A 21,876-nucleotide genomic window follows, 5' to 3' on the forward strand; every position below is an offset into this window, starting at 1 on the left:
GCCAGATGGCCTCGTGCCGGAGGACCTTGTGCCGGAGGGCCTTGTGCCCGAGGACTTTATGCCCAGGGGGTGGCGTCAGGCGCCGGCGGCTCCCCAGGCCGGAGCTTTCAGTCCGTGGGCCCCGGCGTACTCGGGCAGGCCCGGGGAGCTCCACCCGTCCAGCACCGCGTCGTCGACCTTGTAGACCTCGATGCCGATGGGGCGGCAGACCTCGATGGGGTCGTGCGCGCCCTCGCCCCACATGGGCAGCGACAGGTCCCCGCCCGGGCAGGTGGAGAGGGCCATCAGCAGGTCCTGCTCGGCGAAGAGTTCGAAGAAGTCGCCCACCTGGGCCGGGCAGGACTTCATGAAGTACTTGTCGTCCTTGTTCAGCCCGGTGCACTGGAAGACGTTGAGCACGTCGTGCACGTCGAATTCGGTCAGCCCGAAGGGCAGCACGGCGCGGGTCAGGTTCGAGTGGCAGTGGTAGTCGAAGTCCTCGCCGGTGAGCATCCGGTTCACGTACGGGTCGCAGCGGGTCCCCAGGGTGTCGTGGACGCGGCCGCCCTCGCCGTCGACGCCGTAGCCTTCCAGCGTGTCCGCGGTGATGGTCGCCAGCGGGCGCAGATAGGGCAGGTTGGACCAGAGCCGGTCGAAGGTGGTCACGTGCGCCGCCTGCAGCTGGCGGGTGCGGGCGGCCCAGAAGCGTTCGCGCGGGTTGTTGTAGTTCCAGATGTTCAGGTCTCCCACCTGCGGTCCGTCCACCGTGAGGATCCTGCACACGTGCCCGGCTGGAACCTTCCAGGCCTTGCCGGAGCGGATCGGAATGACGAAGGAATCGACCAGGGTCCGGGAGGCCGTCGAGCGGGCGATGTTGCCGTAGAACTCGCGGTCCACCTCCAGGGCGGGGCCCTTGTAGGCGGCGTCGGTCAGGGAAGCTGTGGTGCTCATGGCGTCCTTTCGGGGTGGGTCAGTGGCGTGCGCGCTCGGCCGCGCGCACGCCGTCGATGATTTGGGTTTCCGAATCGTTGAGGTAGTCGTTCATCAGGGCGGTCGCCTCGTCGCGGCGACCGGCAAGAATGAGGTCGGCGATCTGGCGGTCGCGTCCCACCCACTGGATCTGGAACGCGCTCTCGTCGGGCATGACGGCGAACGCAAGGCGCAGCTGCGCGACCAGGTTGTGGAAGAAGGCGTCCACGCGCGTGGAGCCGGCCATGCGGACCACGGCCCGGTGGAAGTCCAGGCTGGCCGTCGCGGCCCGGTTCCAGTCCCCGGACAGCACGTGCTGCTCGCTGGCGGAGGCGGCCTGGTCCACGTCCGCCAGCAGGGCGTCGGGGGCCGAGGCGCTCTTCAGGATGGCCCCGGTCTCCAGCAGCCGCCGGGCGGTGTAGATGTCGTGGACGTCGCCGGTGGTCAGGGTCCTGACTGAGTAGCCGGCATTGCGCACCGACGCCACCAGCCCATCCGCGGCCAGCAGCCGCATCGCCTCGCGCACCGTGTTGCGTGAGACGCCAAACTCCTCGGCCAGCGCCTGGTCCACCAGCCGCTGGCCCGGCAGCAGCCGGCCTTCGCTGATGTGTTGGCGCACCGAGGCCTGCACCGCCTCGGCGGCAGTCGCTGCGGGCTGGCCTGCCCGGGGTGTGTCAATGGTCATGCCATGAGCGTATCAGTGTTCAACAATTGTTCGCCAAAACCATCACCAGCCGTACGGCCCCGATTGTTTCCGTCGCGTAAAAACGCGCGAATACAGGCTAAATCTGTGTTTCGCACGCGGCGCGGCGTTGACAAGATTGTTGAGCAATCTGTAGATTCCCCGGCATGACTTGGACCACATTAGCGCGCCGGGCCCGGCAGGCTGGAGCAGCCCTGCTGGCGGCGCTGACATTCGCGGCGCTCCCGCTGGCCAGCGCCCAGGCAGCTCCCGCGGACAACGGCACGCTGCGGATCGGTACGGACCTTACCTACCCTCCCTACGCCTACCTCAAGGACGGCCAGCCGGCGGGCTTCGACCCCGACTTTATGGACGCCCTGACGGCGGAGCTGGACATGCGGCCGGAGTTCGTGGACACCCGCTTTGAGCAGCTGATTACCGGCCTGAAGGCCGGCCACTTCGACGTGGTGGCCTCCGCCCTGTACATCACGCCCGAGCGGGCCGGCGAGGTGGAGTACATCCCCTACTTCACCACCGGCAACTCGATTGTCCGGCCGGTCTCCGCGGCCCCGGTCGCCGACGCCTCCGGCCTGTGCGGGCTGAGCGTGGCCGTCATCAAGGGCGGTGACGTGGCCAACCAGCTGCGCGGCACCGCCAGCGAGCAGTGCGTGGCCGACGGCGGCCGGGCCATCGACGTGCGCGACTTCACCGCCGACTCCGAGGGCACCCAGGCGCTGCTGGCCGGCCAGGTCGACGCGCAGGTGACCGACGCGGCGGTGGGCAAGACCGCAGTCGACAGTTCCGGCGGCAAGCTGGCGATTACCAGCACGGAACTGCTCTTCCCGGTTCCGGTGGGCCTGGCGGTGGCCAAGGGCAACGACGTCCTGGCCCAGCAGCTGCGCGACGGCGTGGCCGCCATGAAGGCCAGCGGCGCCTACCAGCAGCTGCTGGACGGCTACAACCTCGCCGAGCCCAGCGACGGGCAGGTGGCGTTGGCCCTGGGCAGCCAGCCCGGGGCCGTGGACGGGGAAGGAGGCGCGGAAGGGGACGGCTTCAGCTTCGACTGGCGCTACCTGGCCAGCCTTTTCGGTCATAAGGACTTCTGGAACGCGGCACTTACGGTGATCGTGCTCTCGGCGCTGGCCTGGGGAATCTCGCTGGTCCTGGGCATGCTGGTGGCGCTGGGGCGCGAATCCCGCCTGCCGTGGCTGCGCAAGGTCCTGGACGTCTACGTGTGGTTCTTCCGTTCGCTGCCGCTGCTGGTGCTGCTGATCTTCACCTACAACGCCCCCCAGGTGATCCCCGAACTGCGGGTGATTGTGGGCTCGCCCTTCATGGCCGGCCTGATTGCCATGGTGCTCTCCGAGACCGCCTATATCTCCGAGATCCACCGCGGAGGCCTCTCCGCCGTTGCCGGCGGCCAGGGCGAGGCCGGGCGCGCGCTGGGCATCCCCTGGCGCGGGGTGCAGCGGCACATCGTGATCCCGCAGGCCTTCCGGGTGGCGCTGCCGGCACTGGGCAACGAGCTGGTGACCATCATCAAGCTGACCTCCCTGGTTTCGGCCATTTCCCTGACCGAGATCCTGCTGGTGGGCCAGCGGCTCTACACGCAGAACTTCAAGGTGCTGGAGACGCTGCTCGCCGTCGCCCTCTTCTACGTGCTGCTGGTGACGGTCTTCGACCAGGCGCTGAAGCTCCTGGAACGCCGCCTGGACGTCCGGCGCCGCGGGCTGCGGGCCAAGGTCCACGCGGGCCTGGCACAGGCGGACGAGGTTCCGGAGCCGGCTGCCCGCGTGGGGACCCCGCATGCCGGCGAGGTGGTCCTCGAGGCCGCCGGTGAGCGCAAGTCCTTCGGCGAGACCGAGGTGCTCAAGGGCGTGGACCTGAAGGTGCACCGGGGAGAGGTCGTGGCCGTGATCGGCCCGTCCGGCTCCGGGAAGACCACCATGATCCGCACCCTGAACGCCATGGAGACCATCGACTCCGGCGACGTGCTCTACCGCGGCAATCCGGTGGGCTACCGGCACACTCCCGGCGGACCCAAGCGCGTGTCCGACCGCGAGCTGGCCCCCACGCGCGAACACATCGGCATGGTCTTCCAGCAGTTCAACCTGTTCCCGCACAAGACCGTGCTGGAGAACGTCACGTTCGCGCCCGGCTACCTGGGCAAGGGGGCTCCCGCGGAGGTCCGCGAGCTGGCACTGGCCCAGCTGCGCAAGGTGGGCATGGCCGCGCACGCGGACAAGTACCCCCACCAGCTCTCCGGCGGCCAGCAGCAGCGCGTGGCGATCGCCCGGGCCCTGGCGATGAACCCGGAGGCCATCCTCTTCGACGAGCCCACCTCAGCGCTGGACCCGGAGCTGGTGGAGGAGGTGCTGAAGGTGATGACCGAGCTGGCGGCCGAGGGCCTGACCATGGTGATGGTCACCCATGAGATGCGCTTTGCCCGCGAGGTCGCGGACTGGGTGGTCTTCATGGACCAGGGCGTGGTCGTGGAGGAGGGGCCGGCGGCCGAGCTGTTCGGCAATCCGCAGCACGAGCGCACCCGCCGGTTCCTTTCGCGGGTCATGGTCGCGAGCTGACCTCAGGCGGTCCGCGCCACCGGCGCGGACCCCGCAGGCAGGGCCAGTTGGGGCCAGGCAGGGCGATGGCGGCACCCGGGCGGGTGCCGCCATCGCCCTGCGCCCCGAGCGCTAGTTGGCGACCGTGAAGCGGCGGTTTTCGTGACGCGGGTTTTCCAGCTCGTCCAGCACGGCCACGGCGAAGTCCTGGGTGGAGACCGAGTCGCCGGCGGGGGAGTCGGCCCCCAGCGCGTACTCGCCGGTGCGGACGCCCGGAGCAATCACGGGGGCGGGCGCGAGCATGGTCCAGTCCACGCCGGAGGCGTCGCGGTAGGCGTCCAGGACCCGGCTCATGGCCTCGGCCTCGGCCTTGTAGGCCTCCGGGAAGCCGTCGGTGTCCTTGAGCTGTACTCCGTTGACCTCTGTGGCGCCGGCCCCGCCGACAATGAACACCCGGGCCTTGACCAGGGTCTCGGCGATCTCCTCGTGGGCCTCGACGAACGGCGCGTGGGACCCGCCGGTACGCGAGGGCGGGACGGTGAGGACGACGACGTCGTGCCCGGCGGCAATGTCCTTATAGGCTTTCAGGTCGCCCAGCTCGGCGGCGCGGGCGGTGGTGCCCTCCACGCCGGAGCCGGTGCGGGTGACGGCAGTGACCTCGTGTCCGCGGTCCAGCGCTTCGGCAACGATCTGGCTGCCCACCATGCCGGTGGCTCCGTAGACTGCGATCTTCATGGATGTGTCCCTTCCTGGAAGTGGTGTTGCCGGGTGGCCAACTCCCGGCAATAGTATTCATTTGAAACCAAGTACTGCAAAGAAATAGACTTTCCGTGTGGATACTAATGGGCCGGACGTGCCTGCCTTCGACGTCATGCAGGCTGACTGTCCATCGCGGGTGGTGCTGCAGCGCATTGGCGACAAATGGACGCCGCTGGTCTTCCAGGCGCTCAAGGACGGCCCGCGCAGGTTCTCCCAGGTCCGCGCCGCGGTCGGGCAGGTCACGCCCAAAGTGCTCACCCAGACGCTGCGCACCCTGGAGCGCGACGGGCTGGTCGGCCGCCGCGTCTATGCCGAGGTCCCGCCGCGCGTGGAGTACTCGCTGACCGGGCTCGGCCGGACGCTGCTGGGGCCGCTGGACGCGGTGCGCGCCTGGGCGGAGGCCAATGCCGGCGGCATCCTCCAGGCGCGCGATGCGTACGACTCCCGCGGGACGGGGGACCTGCCGTGACCCCGCCGCTTTTCCACGGCGAGGCCGCCACCACCGTCCTGCTGCGCGAGGGCGGGGCCGGGCTCGAGGTGCTGCTCCTTGAGCGCCCGCGCCGTGGCTCCTTCGCGGGCGCCTGGGTCTTCCCCGGCGGGCACATCGAGGCGGAGGACTTCGCGGGGCAGGACGCGGCCCGCGCCGGCGCCATTCTGGCCAGCCCCGGTTCCGGCCCGGCCGCCGACGGCGTCCTGCTGGCCGCCGCCCGCACTGCCGGCGCCCGCGAGGCGTGGGAGGAGACCGGGATCGGACTCGATCCCGCCGCGCTGGTGCCGCTGTCCTGCTGGGTGCCCCCGGCGGAGACACCAAAACGCCTGCGCACCTGGTTTTTCCTCGCCCGGGCACCCCTGCGGGAGGTCCGGCTCAATGCCCGTGAACACGTCGACCATGTGTGGCTCCCACCCGCCGAGGCCCTAGCCCGCCACGGCGCGGGCTCTACGGTCCTCATGCCGCCCACCTGGGTGACGCTGCATTGGCTGGACCGCTCCGCCGGGGTCGGCGAAGCGCTTTCCGCCGCCCGGGCGGCCGCCCCGGAAATCTTCCGCAGCCGCCGCCACGCCGGCGGGGACGGGCGCGAGTACGTCGTGTGGGAAGGCGACGCCGAATACGGCGGCGGGGCGCGCCCGGAAGGGCCCCGCCACCGGCTCGACGTCACCTCGCTGCCGTGGACCTACCAGCGCACGGGCTAGCGGCCGGCGATGGCCTCACGCAGCACCGGGGCCAGCCGGCGGACCCCCTCGCGGATCTTGTCCGCGGCCACCGCGCTGAAGGCCAGCCGCAGCTTGTTGCTGGGCGCGCCGGCGGGGGAGAACGCGGCGCCGGGGATGAATACGACGCCGGCCTCGATCGCCGGACGCAGCAGCGGGTAGGTGTCCACTCCCTCCGGAAGTGTCACCCATACGAAGAAGCCGCCTTCCGGCGTGGTCCATTCCACGCCCTCGGGCATGTCCTCGGCCAGTGCCGCAAGCATCGCCGCGCAGCGTTCCGCGTAGAGCCCGCGGTAGGAGGCAATCTGCCCCACCCAGTCGTGCCCCTCCAGATAGTGGCTGATCAGCATCTGGTTCAGCGTGGGCGGGCAGAGGGTGACCGCCTCGCTGGCCAGGTAGAAGCGCCGCTGCAGGTGCTCGGGCACCAGCGCCCATCCGATGCGCAGCCCGGGGGCCAGGATCTTGGAGAAGGAGCCGAAGTAGATGACGTCGTCGGGGTTGTCCGCGCGCAGCGGCACGTAGGGGGTGCCCTCGAACTTGAGTAACCCGTAGGGGTTGTCCTCAAGGATCAGGATCTCGGCGTCGCGGCAGATATCCACGATGCGCTGGCGGCGTTCCGGGGCGAGCGTGATGCCGGAGGGGTTATTGAAGCTGGGGATCGTGTAGAGAAACTTGATGGACGCGCCCTCCGCGCGCAGTTGCGCGATCCGTGCCTCCAGCTCCTCGGGAACCAGCCCGTTCCCGTCCATCCTCACCGGCTCCGCGCGGACCTGGTAGGACTCGAAGGTGTTCAGCGCGCCCACATAGGTTGGATCCTCGCAGAGCACGACGTCGCCGGGATTGGTGAAGACCTTGCAGGCCACGTCCTGCGCGGACTGCGACCCCGTGGTGACCACCACGTTCTCCGGCAGAGCATCCATGATGCCCTCGTGCTCCATGACCCGGCAGATCTGCTCGCGGATCAGGTCGGTGCCCTGCCCGCCGCCGTACTGCAGGGCGGTGAGGCCCTGCTCCGTGATCAGCTTGTAGGCCATGGTGCCCAGCTTCTCCAGCGGGAGGGACTGCAGGAACGGGTTGCCGCCGGCCAGGGAGACCAGTCCGGGGCGCATGGAAATGTCGAAGACGTCGCGGACCGCGGACTGCTTGATGTGGGCGGACCGTTCGGAGAACAGGTGGGCATGCCGGTGCGCGGCCTCCGCGCGGGCGATGGAGAGCTCCGCCTCGGTGGACAGGGGCTGCGCGGGGGTTCTGGGGGTGGCCATGGTCGCATGATAGCAACGCAAGTTCACCATAGGGCAACACTTGTTTTCCCCTCCCGACCCTCGGGGAGGGGCCTCGCAGGTGCAGCGCGTTGATCAGGCCCGACTCGCCGTGCTCGCGCTGCTTGCCGGCCAGCAGGCGGGTGGTGGCGGCCTCCGCGGCGTCGGTGGGCTCCACCGGCCCGGGGCCGGCTACCGGCGCCGCAGGCGGTTGCGCTCGAACTGGGCGGCCAGGCGGACCGGAGCGTTCTGCGCGCCGTAGCCCTCGTAGCCGTGCCGGCGTTCGACGACCTCCAGGAACAGGTTCCCGATGGTCTCCGTATAGAAGTGGAGGAATTCCCCCTCCCCGTCCCGTTCGTACAGCAGGTTCAGTTCCTGGAGCGTGGCCAGCGTTGCGGGGTCCAGCGGGTAGCGGGCGGCGAGGTCCTCGTAGTAGTTCTGCGGGACCTGCAGGAAGTGCATGCCCGCGGCGACGGCCCGGCGGGCGACGGCCAGGATGTCTGTGGTGTGGAAGGCGATGTGCTCGGGGTAGGACCCCGGGCCCGAGGGTGCGGCTTCCAGTCCGTGGGGCACGATGTTCAGGGCCAGGCGCACGGAGCCGTCCCCGGTCCGCATGACCTGGCTGCGCACCAGGCCCATGGGGCTGGGGACCTCGGTTGCCGGGCGGGTCTCCAGCCGCAGCACGCTCTCATAGAACAGCACGGCCTCGTCGAAAGACTGCCACGGCTGGGCCAGGTTCACATGGTCGATCCGCGTCACCAGGGCGTTGGGGCCCTGCCCGCCGGGATAATGGGTGCCGGCGCCGAATTCCTCCATCCAGGCGGGCCGTTGCGAGGTCGGGGCAAAGAACACCTCCGTGCCGTCCGGAGCGCCGACCCCGCGCAGTTCCTGCTCATCTGCGGTGTGGTGGCGCGCCACCGGGCTGGCCTTGAGCTGGATGGCCCGCTCCACGGCCCCGTCCGGGTCCTCCACCTGGAAGCCCAGTCCGGAGATGGCCGGGGCGGCGCCGTCAGCGCGCTGGCCGTTGAGGACGACGCGCACGTCCCCCTGCGCCCACAGCTGCACGGGCTTGCGGCGGTGCTGGCCGCAGAACTCAAAGCCCAGCTGGGCCAGCATCCGGGCCGCGGACTCGGGCTCCCCGGTCCGGATTTCGGCGTAGTCCAGGCCCGCGGGGGGCCGCACGTCGGGCATGGCCCGCAGCTGCATCGGGTGGGTTTCCCCCTTTAGGCCCGTGGCCGCGCGGTCCTGCAGCCACAGCAGCGAGCGCAGGCCGTCGACCGCGGTGCGTTCGACGTCGGACTGGCGGAAGACGTCGTTGAAAATTTCCAGCGAAACCGGCCCGTCGTAGCCGGAACGGACCAGGTGTTCCATGAACGCGACCAGGTCGAAGCCGCCCTCACCCGGAAACACGCGGTAGTGCCGGCTCCAGGACAGGATGTCCATGGAGAGGACCGGGGCGTCGGCCAGTTGGACGAAGAAGATCTTGGCGGCGGGGATCTGCTCGATTCCGGCCGGGTCGTCGCCGCGGGACAGGATGTGGAAGCTGTCCAGGCACAGTCCGACGGCGGGGTGGTCAGCCTCGCGGACGATCTCCCAGGAGCGCCCGTACGTGTTCACGAACCGCCCCCACGCCAGCGCCTCATAGGCGATGCGGACGCCGTAGGACTGCGCCAGGTCCCCGAGCCGGCGGAGCTGGACGGCGGCCAGGGCGTCGTCGTCGATCGTCGCCGTGGCCACGTTCGAACACAGCAGCATGGTGTCGATGCCCAGGCGGTTCATCAGCCGGAACTTTGCCTCGGCCCGGCGCAGGTTTTCCCGCAGCACCTCCTCCTCCACGCCCTCGAAGTCGCGGAACGGCTGGTAGAGGTCCAGGGTCAGGCCCAGTCTTGCGGCCCGGGCCCGGATCTCCTCGGGGGAGAGCGGGGAAACCAGCAGGTCCTGCTCGAAGATCTCGATCCCGTCGAAGCCGGCGCGGGCGCAGGCCAGCATCTTGTCCTCAAGCGTTCCGCTGATGCAGACGGTGGCGATGGAGGTGCGCATCAGGCGGCCACCTCCTCGGCCGCGACAAGCTCCAGGAAGTGCGATCGCATGCGGTCCGGGTCGGCGCGGAGGCCGGTAAAGATCCGGAACGCGTCAGCGGCCTGGCCCACGGCCATCCGGCCGCCGTCCAAGACTTCGCAGCCCTTGGCGCGCGCGCCGCGGACCAGTTCGGTCTCGATGGGGCGGTAAACGATGTCCGCCACCCAGTGGCGGGGTTCCAGCAGGTCCAGGTCAAGGGGGGTGCCCGGGTGGGCCGCCATGCCCACCGGCGTGCAGTGCACCAGGCCGTCCACCAGCGGCATCAGTCCCGGCAGCTCCGCCGGCGTCCGCGCCGTCACCGTGGCTCCAGGAAAGAAGCGGGACAGCTCTTCGGCCCGCGCGGCGGCCCGCTCCAGGTCCATGTCCACGAGCTCCAGGCTCCGAACCCCGGCGGTGAGCAGGGCGTAGGCGACCGCGGAGCCGGCACCGCCGGCACCAAGCTGCAGCACGCGGTCCAACCGGGCGCCGGGAAGGCCGGAGGCCAGGGCGGATGCGAAGCCGGAGAAGTCGGTGTTGTGGCCGATGAAGCGGCCATCCCGGATGACGACCGTGTTGACGGCGCCCAGCCGTTGGGCGTCCGGGGTCACCTCATCCAGGTACTGCAGGACCAGCTGCTTACAGGGATGGGTGATGTTCAGGCCGTTGAAGCCCAGGGTTCGGGCGCTCTGCAGCACTTGGCCCACGGACTCGCCGGGCAGGCCCAGCTCCAGGAGGTCGATGGGCCGGTACAGGTAGCGCAGGCCCTGCACATCACCTTCGCGTTCGTGCATGGGCGGGGTGAGTGACGGCATTACGCCGTCTCCAACCAGTCCCACCAGGTAGGACTCAGTTCGATGACTCATCCGTGCAGCTCCTTCGATAATGGCACCGGGCCGGCCGCGAGGCGGGACTCCAGTGGGGAAAATTGCGGTACAGCAAAAGTTCATTCAGCGCATTGGCGCTTGATCTGCGAACTTGGGGGCAAGGTCAACGCTGCGGGAGTCGGGCCGCGAGCTCCGCGGCAGCCTCCTGCAGCAGGGGGACATGGGCTTCGAGTTCCTCCAGGCTGAGGCGGAAGACGGGCACGGCGGCTGCCAGCGACGCGAAGGCGTGGCCCTGGCTGTTCAGCAGGGGCACGGCGACGGCGCGCATGCCGATTTCGTTCTCCTCATCCATGACGGCATAGCCCCGGCGGCGGACGTTGCCGATTTCGGCACGGAAGGCCTCCCGGTCCGTGATGGACTTTTCGGTCAGGGCCTCCAGGGGCAGTTCCTCCAGCAGCCGCTCGCGCTCAGCATCCTCGGCAAAAGCAACCAGGGCCTTCCCGACGGCGGTGGTGGACAGGGAGCCGAGGTGCCCGGGGTCGCTGGTGACGCGGAAAATCTGCGGCCCGTCCACCTTGTTCACCGTGAGGTGGTGGTGGCCGTCCCGGACACTGAGGATGGTGGCCTCCCCCGTCCGCTCGGTGACGCGGCGCAGCACGGGCATCGCGGTGCCGGCAAAACCGTGGTGATTGGAAACCCGCTGCCCCAGCTGGAAGACCCGCAGGCCCAGGTGGTACCGCCGGCCGTCCGGCTCGTAGTCCACAAACCCGTCCCGGGTCAGGGAACCGAGCAGGCGATAGGTGGTGCTGAACGGCAGCTCGGCCCGCCGGCTGATTTCAGCAGCGCTGGCCCCACGGGGCTCATCGCCCAGCAGGACCAGGAGGCCCAGCGCCTTGCCCACCATGTCGGTGCCGGCCGGCTCCTTCTTCCTGCCGGCTTTTCCGCCGGAAAGATCGGCAGGGACGTCATTGCCCACTGTGGCTGGGTTCACACTCATGTGTTGATGTTGCCACATAATGAGAGCAATTTCCAGACAGTGATTACTTTCTTGACAGGTGACAGTCGCCACATCCATCATTGCTGTATCGCACAAGTAGCTCCCACCATATGGCTACCCGCTCCGGGTCTTCCGACTCCAGTCGCAGAATGCCCCGCCCGAACCCAGGGCCGCGGCGGCCGCGATTCCCTGATACGCCCGCGACAATGTCGTCATATAAAGGAACTCCATGAGCCAGACACTTCCGTCCACCGGAGCAGGCGCCGTTACGCATGCCGGGACGCCCAAGAAGGCGGCCCTCGCCAGCTTCCTGGGCAGCGCCGTCGAGTACTACGACTTCTTCATCTTCGGTTCGGCTGCCGCGCTGATCTTCCCCACGGTCTTCTTCCCCAGCGCTGACGCCAATGCCGCCATCATGTCCTTCGCCACCTTCGGGTTCGCCTATGTGGCACGGCCCGTGGGCGCCGTGATCCTCGGACACTTCGGTGACCGGATCGGCCGGCGGAAGGTCCTGATGTTCACCCTTCTCCTCATGGGCGCCTCCACCTTCCTCATTGGCTGCCTGCCCGATTTCAACACCGTGGGCTGGTGGGCGCCGGCGCTGCTGGTGCTGGCCCGTCTCTGCCAGGGCCTCTCCGCGGCGGGCGAGCAGGCCGGTGCCTCCTCCATGACCCTGGAGCACGCCCCGGACAACCGCCGCTCCTTCTTCACCTCCTGGACCCTCACCGGCACCCAGGGCGGCCAGATCCTCGCCGCACTGGTCTTCATTCCCGTCCTCGCCCTGCCGGACGACATCAAGTACGGCATCGGCTGGCGCATCCCCTTCTGGCTCAGCGCCGTGGTGGTTGTGGTGGCGTTCTTCATCCGCCGCACCCTTCACGAGCCGCCGACCTTCGAGGAAGCCCAGCAGTCGGCGCAGATCTCCAAACTCCCCGTTGCCGATCTGCTGAAGGACCACTGGCGCGACGTCCTGCGCGTCATCTGCTGCGCGTTCATCGCCGCCGTCTCCACCGTGTTCGGCACCCTTGCCATCAGCTACGCCAAGACCGTTGCCGGCGTGGACGGCACCATCACGCTGTGGCTCGTGGTTGTCGCGAACATCGTGGCCCTGGGCACCCAGCCGCTGTTCGGCATGCTGGCGGACAAGATCGGCCGCAAGCCCGTCTTCATCTACGGCGCCCTGTCCAGCGCGGCTCTGACGCCGCTGTTCCTGCTCAGCCTGGAATCCGGCAGCGTACCGCTGATGTTCCTGGCCGCCATCGGCATGTTCTCCTGCGGCTACGCGGGCGCCAACGCCGTCTGGCCTTCCTTCTACGCCGAGATGTTCAGCACGAAGGTGCGGTTCTCCGGCCTGGCCATCGGCACCCAGCTCGGCTTCCTGATGGCAGGCTTCGCCCCGGCAATCGTCGCGGCCATGGGCGGCATCAAGCCCGGCGGCTGGGTGCAGATCAGTATCTTCAGCGCAAGCATCTGCGCCATCGCTGCGATCTCAGCCCTCACGGCCAAGGAATCCTACAAGGTCCCCACCAAGCAGCTCGGCCTCAAGTAGCCGCACGCGCGTAGTCCCCGCACGTTCATCAGCTGCTCCATCCCCAGCGCCCGCCACGCATGCCGCGTGGCGGGCGCACCCATTGGGGACCGCCTCCCGCGGACGCTCGGCAATCCTGCCGTGCGGCGCCTCAGGGATCATCCGGGTTATGGCATCAAGGAGCGGCCTCAGCGGCACGGGCGGCATTGCGGGCCTCGACCCACGCGAGGACGTCCGCCGGGCGAATGCGCCGGTGCGTTCCGCGGTACTCCACGGGGACCGTTCCGGAGTCGGTGAGCCGGCGCATGTAGGTCACGGACACTCCGGCCAACTGGGCGGCCTGGGAGGTGTTGAGCAGGCGCTCGGCGGTGCTGACGGTGACCGCCTCGCCTGCGGCCAGCCGGGCCAGGAGGTCGAGGACGGCGGCGGTCGCGGCCTCGGGCAGGCGCACCAGGGTGCCGTTGACGAAAATGGTGGTGTCCCCGGACTCCTCCAGGGCGGCCGCAAGCCGGGAGGCATCGGGCGGGGAGAGGGCCTCGTGATGGGTGGTTTTGGCGAGCGCGGTGGTCTCCGAAGGCATGGCATAATCATGCCGCAACATGGGGGCATTTGGCCGTTCCGTGCGCCAAGGCGGCGATTATCCGGCCAATTCCGCCCGGCGGCAGGAATTCGCCCACGGGTGGCGCCGAAGGCGGTTAATGGTTTAGCGTGGTGGTCACGGTCTAAAGAAAGTACTGACCACTGCATCTGCCGCAGCCTCCTTCACCCGGGAGGGCTCGCGCAGGGCCAGGCAAGGATGCCCGCATTCCCGCTTTGGGGTGCCGCCATTTCCTCGGGACCGCGCATTTGTCCTCTGGTTGCGCATGTGACATCGCATCACCAGTTGGAAAAGTGCAGTTGGATCAGTGCCCTGGTTTTCGCCATGGTTCCCGTCATGCCTGTACCGTCCTCAGAAACTTTCTCCAGGAGACAGCCATGTCCATCGAAACCCCCATCCAAGCCGTTTCCGGCCTCGACTCGACCCCCATCACCACCGAGGAAATCTTCGCCTCCCACGAAGGTGGCAAGCTCTCCGTGGCCTGCAGCATGCCGCTGGACAGCAAGCGGGACCTTTCCATCGCTTACACCCCGGGCGTCGCCCAGGTCTCCCGCGCCATCGCCGAGAACCCGGACATGCACGCCACCCACACCTGGGCCTCGCGCCTGGTTGCGGTCGTCTCCGACGGCACCGCGGTGCTGGGCCTGGGCAACATCGGCGCGGCCGCTTCCCTGCCGGTCATGGAGGGCAAATCTGCCCTGTTCAAGAACTTCGGCGGCCTGGACTCCATCCCGCTGGTGCTGGACACCACCGACGTCGACGAGATCATCGAGACCCTGGTGCGCCTTCGCCCCAGCTTCGGAGCGGTCAACCTGGAGGACATCTCCGCCCCGCGCTGCTTCGAGCTGGAGGAGCGCCTGATCGAGGCGCTGGACTGCCCGGTGATGCATGACGACCAGCACGGCACCGCCGTCGTCGTCCTCGCCGCGCTGACCAACGCCGCGAAGGTGGTCGGCAAGGACTTCGCCGGCATGCGTGCCGTCGTCTCCGGTGCCGGTGCCGCCGGCATCGCCGTGGCCGAGATCCTCATCAACGCGGGCCTGGGCGATGTGCTGCTGCTCGACTCCAGGGGCATCATCCACCGCAACCGCGACGACCTGAACTCCATCAAGGCCAAGTATGCGGCCAAGACCAACAAGGACGACCTCATGGGTGGCACCCGCGAGGCACTCGAAGGCGCGGACGTGTTCATCGGTGTCTCCTCCGCAAAGGTGGACGTGGATCACCTGGCCGGCATGAACGAGGGCGCGATCATCTTCGCCCTCTCCAACCCGGACCCGGAAGTCATGCCGGACACCGCCCGCGAATACGCCGCCGTGGTGGCCACCGGGCGCTCGGACTTCCCGAACCAGATCAACAACGTGCTGGCCTTCCCGGGCATCTTCCGCGGTGCCCTGGATGCCGGCGCGCGCCGGATCACCCCGGAGATGAAGATCGCCGCGGCCACCGCGATCGCCTCGCTGGTCGGAGAGGACGAGCTGGACTCCGAGTACATCGTTCCCTCGCCGCTGGACCCGCGCGTGGCCGGAGCCGTGGCCTCCGCGGTCGCCAAGGCGTCCCAAGCGTAGTCCGCCGGCCGGCGCCGTTCCGGTCGGGGCCCGTTTAGGCGTTCGCCCCGGTGTTGACCAGCTCGCGGAGTTCCGCGGCCACCTTGGCCTCGTGCTCCGCGCGCAGCTGCCGGTGCCGCGGGCCACGGCGCATGAGTGCATAGGCGATGCCGAGCAGCACGAACCAGGCGGGGGTCCACAGCAGCGCGGTCAGGGTGCTTTCCTGGGTGGTCAGCGCCCACAGGATGAAGGCGAAGAACGCGAACACCATCCACACGGCACCGATGCCTCCGGGCATCTTGTAGGCCGAGGCGGCATGCTGCTGGGGGCGGCGCTTGCGGTACACAAGGTAGCTGGCAAGGATGATCGACCAGACGAACATGAAACAGACCGCAGAGATGGTGGTGACCATGTCGAAGGCGGTGGCGATGTCGTTGCCGGCGTAGAGCAGGCCCACCCCGGAGAGCAGCAGGATGCAGGAGAGGAACAGCGCGTTCTGCGGGACGCGGCGCTTGGACAGGCGCCCGAACCGCTGGGGGGCATCGCCCTCCAGGGCCAGGCCGTAGACCATGCGGGACGTCGAATAGATGCCGGAGTTTGCGGAGGACAGCGCGGAGGTCAGCACCACCAGGTTGACCACCAGGGCAGCGGCGCTCAGGCCGGCCAGGGCGAAGGTGTCGATGAACGGGGAGCGGCCGGCCACGAACTGGTCCCACGGGGTGACTGCCATCAGGATGATCAGGGAACCCACGTAGAACAGTCCCACGCGCAGGGGGATGGCATTGATGGCCTTGGGCAGGTTGTGCTCCGGGTTCTTGGTTTCTGCCGCGGCGGTGCCGACGAGCTCAATGCCCACGAAGGCGAACACGGCGATCTGGAAGCCCGCGACGAAGCCCATGAAGCCCTGCGGGAACATGCCGCCGTGGCTCCAGAGGTTGCTGAAGGAGGCGGTGCCGGCGGGGGTCTGGAAATTGGCCAGGATCATGACCAGGCCGGTGACGATCAGGGCCACGATGGCGATGATCTTGATCAGGGCAAACCAGAACTCCAGCTCGCCGAATGCCTTGACGGTGGGCAGGTTCAGCACCAGCAGGATCGCGATGCACAGCAGGGCCGGGATCCACAGCAGGCTGGTGTTCAGCGCCGGCAGGAGCTCTTGGGAATATCCGGCGATCGCAATGACGTCGGCCACTCCGGTGACCACCCAGCAGAACCAGTAGGTCCACCCGGTGAAGAACCCGCCCCACGGGCCCAGCAGGTCCGCGGCGAAGTCCGCGAAGGACTTGTAGTTCAGGTTGCTCAGCAGCAGCTCGCCCATGGCGCGCATGACGAAGAAGAGCATGAAGCCAATCAGCGCGTAGACGAAAATGATGGACGGGCCGGCGACCGAGATGGTGCGGCCGGAGCCCATGAACAGGCCGGTGCCGATGGCGCCGCCGATGGCGATCAGCTGGATGTGGCGGTTGGAGAGGGCGCGTACGAGGTGTGGCTCGCCCGCCCCGTTTTCAACGGCGGGGTTCGCCGGGAACTTGTGTGACATGCATTCTTCCTCGATGGCGGGCCAGGGGGTGTGACCCGTGTAACAAAACCTCGTAGAGGTTATGCCCGGAGCGGCGGGCAATCCAAAAAACCATAGTCCGGCAAGGTTTTGGGGAGGTTTCGGGGGCGGCCGCCCCCGCGTAACAAACGGCGTTCCGCCGCGGCCGCAGGTCCCCGGGCCAAGGCGCGCCGGGCGGCCCGTCACCCTCGGCGGGGGCGCCTATTCGTCGCCGGAGGAGTGGAGGCGGCGCATGGCGGACAGCAGTTCCAGCTCCGGACGCGCCGCGACGAAGCGCTCAGCGGCGTCGAGCACCTCCACCAGGTGGGCGCGGTCCGCGGCCACCAGGCCCACCCCCACGCGGGCGCGGCGGTACAGGTCCTGCTCGCCGGTCTCCGCGGCGGAGACGTCGAAGCGCCGGCGCAGCTCGGCCACCAGGGGCCGGACCACGGCACGCTTCTGCTTCAGCGAATGCACGTCGCCGAGCAGCAGGTCGAATTCGATCCATCCAATCCACATGCACCCATGATGGCCCCCGCGCATACCAAGGACACCCCCTTCGGGCCCGTTTGCGCGTACCGTCCGGCGGAACATGGCCCCGAAATAATAGGTAGGCTGGACTTCATGGCTTTTCGCAACCGACGCGCCGCATCCCTTCCGGCGAAGCTCTCCCGTTCCTGGCTCCTCGTGAACGCCGCCAAGCCCGATGACTACGCTCCGGCGTTGGCGTCCGAGGCCGATTCGGTCATCTTCGACATGGAAGCGGCGGTTCCGGACGCGCAAAAGGCCGAGGCCCGGGAAGCCGTCGTGGAGGCGCTCTCCTGCGGCATGACCGCCTGGGTGCGGGTGAACGGCATTGAAACCGATTTCTGGAGCGATGACCTTTCCGCCCTCTCCAAGGCCCCCGGGCTGCGCGGGGTCATGCTCGCCATGACCGAGAAGCCGGAGCAGGTGACCTACACCGCCATGCGCCTGCAGGCCGGCACCCCGGTGCTCGCGCTCATCGAATCCGCCATCGGCATCGAAAACGCCACCGCGATCGCCTCCGCCCCGGGCACCTTCCGGCTGGCCTTCGGCACCAACGACTTCCGCAAGGACACCGGCGTTTCCGAGGACCCGATGGCGCTGGCCTATGCCCGCGGCAAACTGGTGGTCGCCTCCCGGGTCGGCCAGCTCCCGGGCGCCATCGACGGCCCCGCCGCCGCGGGCGCCGGCGAGGCGGAGGTGCTGGGGGACTGCCGCGTCACCGCCTCGATGGGCATGACCGGCAAGCTCTGCCTGTCCGTTGCGCAGGTGGAGGCCGTCAACCACGGACTGTCCCCGAGCGATGACGAGCTGCGCTGGGCCCACGAGCTGCTGGACGCCCACGCCGCCGGCGCCTCCGTCGGGGACGGGTCCTACCTCCCGCGCCTGGCCCGTGCCCAAAAGATCGCGGACCTCGCGGACTCCTACGGCCTATGGAACGCCTAGCCGTGACCTGCTAGCCCGCGGCGCGGGCTAGCAGGCGGGGCTGTCTAGTGGGCGACGAGGATCCCGTCCTCGTCGCTCCACAGCATCGCCCCCGGGTGGAAGATCACCCCGCCAAAGGACACCGGCACGTCCACCTCGCCGGTTCCCGCCTTCGCCGACTTGCGCGGGTTGGATCCCAGCGCCTTCACGCCCAGGTCCAGCGCCGCGAGCGCCACCCGGTCCCGGATGGCGCCGTTGATTACGACGCCGGCCCAGCCGTTGGCCAGGGCGGCCTCCGCGATCATGTCGCCCATCAGCGCCGACTCCAGCGAGCCGCCACCGTCGACCACCAGCACCGCGCCGGCACCGGGGGAGTTGAGTATCGATTTCACCAGCCCGTTGTCGCGGTGGCAGCGGACGGTGCGCACCGGGCCGCTGAAACGCGCCCGCCCCCCGAAGTTGGCCAGTTGCAGTGAGACGGACTGCAGGGTCTCGTCTGCGTCGAAGAGATCGCACGTGGTGAAGTCCATGGCACCCATCGTGGTGCTGCCGCGAGGGGACGCGCAAGGGGCCCGCGGGGCCCGGACCGCTAGACGAAGACGTTGCGCTGGGAGCCCAGGCCCTCGATCTCCGTCTCCAGCACGTCGCCGGGCTTCAGCCACGGGTACCTGCCGTCGGCGTCCTTGCGGCCCAGGGCCACGCCGGCGGGAGTGCCGGTGAGGATCAGGTCGCCCGGGCGCAGCGTCACGATAGTGGAGAGGTAGGAAACCAGCGCGGCCGGCGGGAACACCAGGTCAGTGGTGGAATCCTCCTGCACCACCTCGCCGTTGACGCGGGTGGTGATCCGGGCGCCGTCGGGGAACTCGTCGGGGGTGACCAGGTAGGGACCCACCGGGGTCGCGGCCTCCCAGGCCTTGCCCTGCGTCCATTCCGTGGTGCGGCCCTGCCAGCCGCGCATGGAGACATCGTTGGAGACCGCGTAGCCGGCGATGTGCCGCGGCGCGTCCGCCTCGGCAATGCGGCGGCCGGGTTCGCCGATGACGATCGCCAGCTCGCCCTCCCAGTCGATGCGGTGGTCCTCGGCGGGGATCTCGATGGGGTCGCGGGCGCCGGTGAGCGAATCGGCGAACTTGGTGAAGACGGTGGGGTAGCGCGGGATTTCGTTGCCGGTTTCGGCGATGTGGTTGCGGTAGTTCAGGCCGATGCAGAACACCTTCGAGGGTGCGGGGACCAGGGGGGCGAAGGAAACCCCGGCCAGCGGGAGCGCGGAGTCGGAGGACCCGTTCCCGGCGTCCTGGAGCGCGGCTTCCCGGGCCCCGGCAGGCGCGGCCAGGAACGCCCCGACGTCGGGGAACCCGGCGAGTTCGAAGGCGGCGTCCCCGCGGACGACGGCGGCGAAGGTCTGGTCGGGGGCGCCCGGTCGGCGCAGCGTGGCAAGTTTCATAGTGCCATCCCATCATGTGCGCGCGGCCACCCGGACATTTGGTGTTCCAGCGGGCGGGCGTGCCCCGCACGGGCGCCCTTCAGGTCCCGTCCGCGCCGTCGGGGTACGGCCGGGGATGCGGGTCGGCGAAGAGCTCGCCGGCGAGTTCGACCAAAGCCGCGGCTGCGCGGGACAGATGCGCCGCCTGGGGCCAGACCGCCGAAACCGGCACCTTGCGCACCGAGGGCAGGATCGGCACCACGACTACCGGCTTGCCCTCGTAGCTGAGTGCCCCCGCCGGCTGCTGCACCAGAATCGAATATCCCATGCCGCGCGCCACCAGGGACCGGGTGACCTCAAAATCGGTGGTGCGGAAGCGGATGCGGGGCTGGAGGCCCTCTGCGGCGAACATCATCATGGTGTTTTCGCGGCTCGGATCCACATCCAGCAGGATCATCGGCTCGTCCGCGACCTGCCCCAGCGTCAGCCCGGGCCGTTCGGCCAGCGGATGGTCTGCCGCCAGCACGATCGAGGGCAGGGCATCGTAGAGCCGGCGCCGGGCCAGCTCCGGCGGGAGCGACATGTCGTAGGCGATGGCCGCGTCCAGGCTTCCCGCGTCCAGCCGCTGGCGCACCTCGCGCTGCGAACCGGCGAAGAAGTCCAGTTCCACCAGCGGGTGCAGGGCGGTGTAGTGGTCGATCAGCCGGGCCAGCACCGTTGGAGCCAGCGAGCTGTAACAGCCGACGGCGAGCGCGCCGCGCAGCTGCCCGCCGGCATCGGAGGCATGCAGCCTCAGGTCCTCGGCCTGGCTGAGCAGCGAGCGCGCCTGCTCCAGGACATAGCGGCCCGAGGGCGTCAGTGCGACCCCGTGTGCCTTCCGCCGGATCGTCAGCTGCGTGGCAAAGGCCTTCTCCAGCGCATCGACCGCGCCGGAGACCGCCGACTGGCTCAGGAGCAGCCGCTGGGCCGCCGACGCGATGCTGCCATGCTCGGCGACGGCGGCGAAGCACTCCAACTGGCGCAGCGTGTAGCCGGACATTCCACCCCTTCCACGGAAAAAGCGGGGATATTGCTCAAAAACTCCCGCTTTACCCGAGTTTATGCCGTAAACCACACTCAAAGCTAAGTTTCGCCGGTCACGCCGGCAGCACTACAGATCGAGGAGGATCACATGACGGCCCTGCCCGCCAGCGGCATTCCCGCCCTTGCCGCCAACACCCGGGTTCCCGCAACCCTCCCTTCCCCCGCACCGGACTCCGCATTCCAAGGCGCTGAAACTGTCCGCGAGGCGCCGGTCGCCGACTGGGTCACGCTCGCCGACCTGCGCGAGGACCCGTTCCCGATCTACCGCCGGCTGCGCGCCGAGGCCCCGGTGCACTGGGTCCCGGCCGTAAACCGCTATATGGTGGTCAGCTACGACGCCTGCCACACGGTCGAGCAGGACGCGGACACCTTCTCCGCCAACGAGGAGGGCTCGCTCATGAAGCGGGCCATGGGCCACTCGATGCTGCGCAAGGACGATCCGGAGCACCGCGCGGACCGGGACTCCTATGGCAGTACCCTGCGCCCGGGCACCATCAAGAACCACTGGATGGAAATCTTCGAGCGCAACCACCGCCGCTACCTGGACCAGCTCAAGGCCAAGGGCCCGGGCGCCGACTTCGTGTGGGACTACGCCGCGCCCTACGCGGCGGAAAACCTCCGTCTGATCTGCGGGTTCCACAACGCCACCCAGGAAGACCTGCAGCGCTGGAGCCAGACCATGATCGACGGCACCGGAAACTACGCCGACGACCCCGAAGTCTGGGCCAAGGCTGCGGCCTCCTCCGCCGAGGTCGATGCGGCGATCGACGAGATGCTGGTCTACCTCAAGGACCGGCCGGACCCGTCGCTGCTCTCCGGGCTGGCTTCCATGCCGATCCCGCTGGAGGCGATCCGCGCCAACCTGAAGATGACGATCGGTGGCGGACTGAACGAACCGCGCGACGTGCTGGCCACCACCGCCTGGGCCCTGCTGTCCTGCCCGGAGCAGTTGGAGGCGGTCCGGAGCGAGCCCAAGCTGTGGGCCGCGGCCTTCGAGGAATCGGTGCGCTGGGTCGCCCCGATCGGGATGTACCCGCGCCAGACCACCCGCGAGACCGTGCTGGGCGGCGTCCGGCTGCCGGCCGGGGCGAAGCTCGGCGTCGTGCTCGGGTCCGCCAACCGCGACCCCAAGGTGTGGGAGGACCCGGAGTCCTTCAACGTGCTGCGCGCCAAAAAGCCGCACCTGGCCTTTGGCGGCGGACAGCACTTCTGCGCCGGCGCCTGGGTCGGCCGCGCCTCGGTCGCCCAGGTCGCGCTGCCGGGGGCCTTCGCGGAGCTGCGGAACCTGCGCCTGGAGCCGGCCGGCTCGGCCATCGCCGCCGGATGGGTCTTCCGCGGCATGACCAGCATGCCGGTGGCCTGGGACTGACCCCTTCCCCACGCCGGCACCGAAACCATCCCCGAACCAGGAGAA

20 protein-coding genes are annotated in these 21,876 nt (G+C 69.0%); 7 read left to right on the top strand and 13 right to left on the bottom strand.

The window, feature by feature from the left end; all coding sequences use genetic code 11:
* Positions 1 to 75 precede the first annotated feature (75 nt).
* Complete coding sequence (locus NCCP_RS06010) at positions 76 to 930, bottom strand: urea carboxylase-associated family protein (RefSeq protein ID WP_149956351.1); 855 nt, start codon at positions 928 to 930, stop codon at positions 76 to 78.
* A 19-nt stretch (positions 931 to 949) separates the two neighbouring features.
* On the bottom strand, positions 950 to 1,633 hold the full coding sequence (locus NCCP_RS06015) for a GntR family transcriptional regulator (protein WP_149956352.1): 684 nt from the start codon (positions 1,631 to 1,633) through the stop codon (positions 950 to 952).
* A gap of 164 nt (positions 1,634 to 1,797) precedes the next feature.
* Between NCCP_RS06015 and NCCP_RS15625 the strand changes: the two genes are divergently transcribed.
* On the top strand, positions 1,798 to 4,212 hold the full coding sequence (locus NCCP_RS15625) for an ABC transporter permease subunit (protein ID WP_149956353.1): 2,415 nt from the start codon (positions 1,798 to 1,800) through the stop codon (positions 4,210 to 4,212).
* Positions 4,213 to 4,323: 111 nt separating this feature from the next.
* Here the strand turns inward: NCCP_RS15625 and NCCP_RS06025 are convergent, their stop codons facing one another.
* Positions 4,324 to 4,926: an NAD(P)-dependent oxidoreductase gene (locus tag NCCP_RS06025; RefSeq protein ID WP_149956354.1), complete on the bottom strand. Its 603-nt coding sequence runs from the start codon at positions 4,924 to 4,926 to the stop codon at positions 4,324 to 4,326.
* Between the two features lie 97 nt (positions 4,927 to 5,023).
* On the opposite strand from NCCP_RS06025, the gene NCCP_RS06030 reads away from it, so the two are divergent.
* Entirely contained in the window at positions 5,024 to 5,419 is a 396-nt protein-coding gene (locus NCCP_RS06030) for a winged helix-turn-helix transcriptional regulator (protein WP_225873708.1), read from the top strand.
* Positions 5,416 to 6,141, top strand: coding sequence for an NUDIX hydrolase (locus NCCP_RS06035; RefSeq protein ID WP_149956355.1), 726 nt, complete (start codon positions 5,416 to 5,418; stop codon positions 6,139 to 6,141). Before NCCP_RS06030 ends, NCCP_RS06035 begins: the two co-directional genes overlap by 4 nt.
* Here NCCP_RS06035 and NCCP_RS06040 read toward each other — a convergent pair.
* The 4 genes from NCCP_RS06040 to NCCP_RS06055 all read right to left on the bottom strand — a co-directional run bounded on the left by NCCP_RS06040 (position 6,138) and on the right by NCCP_RS06055 (position 11,297).
* A complete protein-coding gene (locus NCCP_RS06040) occupies positions 6,138 to 7,421 on the bottom strand; it encodes an aminotransferase-like domain-containing protein (RefSeq protein ID WP_149956356.1) in 1,284 nt (427 codons plus the stop codon). The genes NCCP_RS06035 and NCCP_RS06040 overlap by 4 nt on opposite strands.
* Before the next feature lie 189 nt (positions 7,422 to 7,610).
* A complete protein-coding gene (locus tag NCCP_RS06045) occupies positions 7,611 to 9,458 on the bottom strand; it encodes a bifunctional sugar phosphate isomerase/epimerase/4-hydroxyphenylpyruvate dioxygenase family protein (protein ID WP_149956357.1) in 1,848 nt (615 codons plus the stop codon).
* On the bottom strand, positions 9,458 to 10,339 hold the full coding sequence (locus NCCP_RS06050; RefSeq protein ID WP_149956358.1) for a shikimate dehydrogenase: 882 nt from the start codon (positions 10,337 to 10,339) through the stop codon (positions 9,458 to 9,460). Before NCCP_RS06050 ends, NCCP_RS06045 begins: the two co-directional genes overlap by 1 nt.
* Positions 10,340 to 10,463: 124 nt before the next feature.
* Positions 10,464 to 11,297, bottom strand: coding sequence for an IclR family transcriptional regulator (locus NCCP_RS06055; RefSeq protein WP_414727710.1), 834 nt, complete (start codon positions 11,295 to 11,297; stop codon positions 10,464 to 10,466).
* Positions 11,298 to 11,526: 229 nt separating this feature from the next.
* Here NCCP_RS06055 and NCCP_RS06060 point away from each other — a divergent pair, with 229 nt between their 5' ends.
* A complete protein-coding gene (locus tag NCCP_RS06060; protein ID WP_149956359.1) occupies positions 11,527 to 12,846 on the top strand; it encodes an MFS transporter in 1,320 nt (439 codons plus the stop codon).
* A 154-nt stretch (positions 12,847 to 13,000) separates the two neighbouring features.
* Here NCCP_RS06060 and NCCP_RS06065 read toward each other — a convergent pair whose 3' ends face one another.
* Positions 13,001 to 13,405, bottom strand: a complete 405-nt coding sequence (locus NCCP_RS06065) for a helix-turn-helix domain-containing protein (RefSeq protein WP_149956360.1) — start codon at positions 13,403 to 13,405, stop codon at positions 13,001 to 13,003.
* Positions 13,406 to 13,800: 395 nt separating this feature from the next.
* On the opposite strand from NCCP_RS06065, the gene NCCP_RS06070 reads away from it, so the two are divergent.
* Entirely contained in the window at positions 13,801 to 14,991 is a 1,191-nt protein-coding gene (locus NCCP_RS06070; protein ID WP_149956361.1) for an NAD(P)-dependent malic enzyme, read from the top strand.
* A 34-nt stretch (positions 14,992 to 15,025) separates the two neighbouring features.
* On the opposite strand, the gene NCCP_RS06075 is transcribed toward NCCP_RS06070, so the two are convergent.
* Entirely contained in the window at positions 15,026 to 16,510 is a 1,485-nt protein-coding gene (locus NCCP_RS06075; RefSeq protein WP_149956362.1) for an amino acid permease, read from the bottom strand.
* Between the two features lie 219 nt (positions 16,511 to 16,729).
* Complete coding sequence (locus NCCP_RS06080; protein ID WP_149956363.1) at positions 16,730 to 17,026, bottom strand: DUF503 domain-containing protein; 297 nt, start codon at positions 17,024 to 17,026, stop codon at positions 16,730 to 16,732.
* A gap of 105 nt (positions 17,027 to 17,131) precedes the next feature.
* Here NCCP_RS06080 and NCCP_RS06085 point away from each other — a divergent pair, with 105 nt between their 5' ends.
* The gene (locus NCCP_RS06085; protein WP_149956364.1) at positions 17,132 to 17,977 is read left to right on the top strand and encodes an HpcH/HpaI aldolase/citrate lyase family protein; all 846 of its coding nucleotides are present in this window, start codon (positions 17,132 to 17,134) and stop codon (positions 17,975 to 17,977) included.
* A gap of 44 nt (positions 17,978 to 18,021) precedes the next feature.
* On the opposite strand, the gene rraA is transcribed toward NCCP_RS06085, so the two are convergent.
* From rraA to NCCP_RS06100, 3 genes are all read right to left on the bottom strand, one after another.
* Positions 18,022 to 18,486, bottom strand: a complete 465-nt coding sequence (gene rraA / locus NCCP_RS06090; protein WP_149956365.1) for a ribonuclease E activity regulator RraA — start codon at positions 18,484 to 18,486, stop codon at positions 18,022 to 18,024.
* A 59-nt stretch (positions 18,487 to 18,545) separates the two neighbouring features.
* Positions 18,546 to 19,400, bottom strand: coding sequence for a fumarylacetoacetate hydrolase family protein (locus NCCP_RS06095; RefSeq protein WP_149956366.1), 855 nt, complete (start codon positions 19,398 to 19,400; stop codon positions 18,546 to 18,548).
* Between the two features lie 79 nt (positions 19,401 to 19,479).
* On the bottom strand, positions 19,480 to 20,418 hold the full coding sequence (locus NCCP_RS06100; protein ID WP_225873709.1) for a LysR family transcriptional regulator: 939 nt from the start codon (positions 20,416 to 20,418) through the stop codon (positions 19,480 to 19,482).
* A 132-nt stretch (positions 20,419 to 20,550) separates the two neighbouring features.
* Between NCCP_RS06100 and NCCP_RS06105 the strand changes: the two genes are divergently transcribed.
* Entirely contained in the window at positions 20,551 to 21,831 is a 1,281-nt protein-coding gene (locus NCCP_RS06105) for a cytochrome P450 (RefSeq protein WP_149956367.1), read from the top strand.
* The last annotated feature ends 45 nt before the right edge of the window (positions 21,832 to 21,876 follow it).

It is taken from the genome of Zafaria cholistanensis (assembly GCF_008580665.1).
Lineage (GTDB): Bacteria > Actinomycetota > Actinomycetes > Actinomycetales > Micrococcaceae > Zafaria > Zafaria cholistanensis.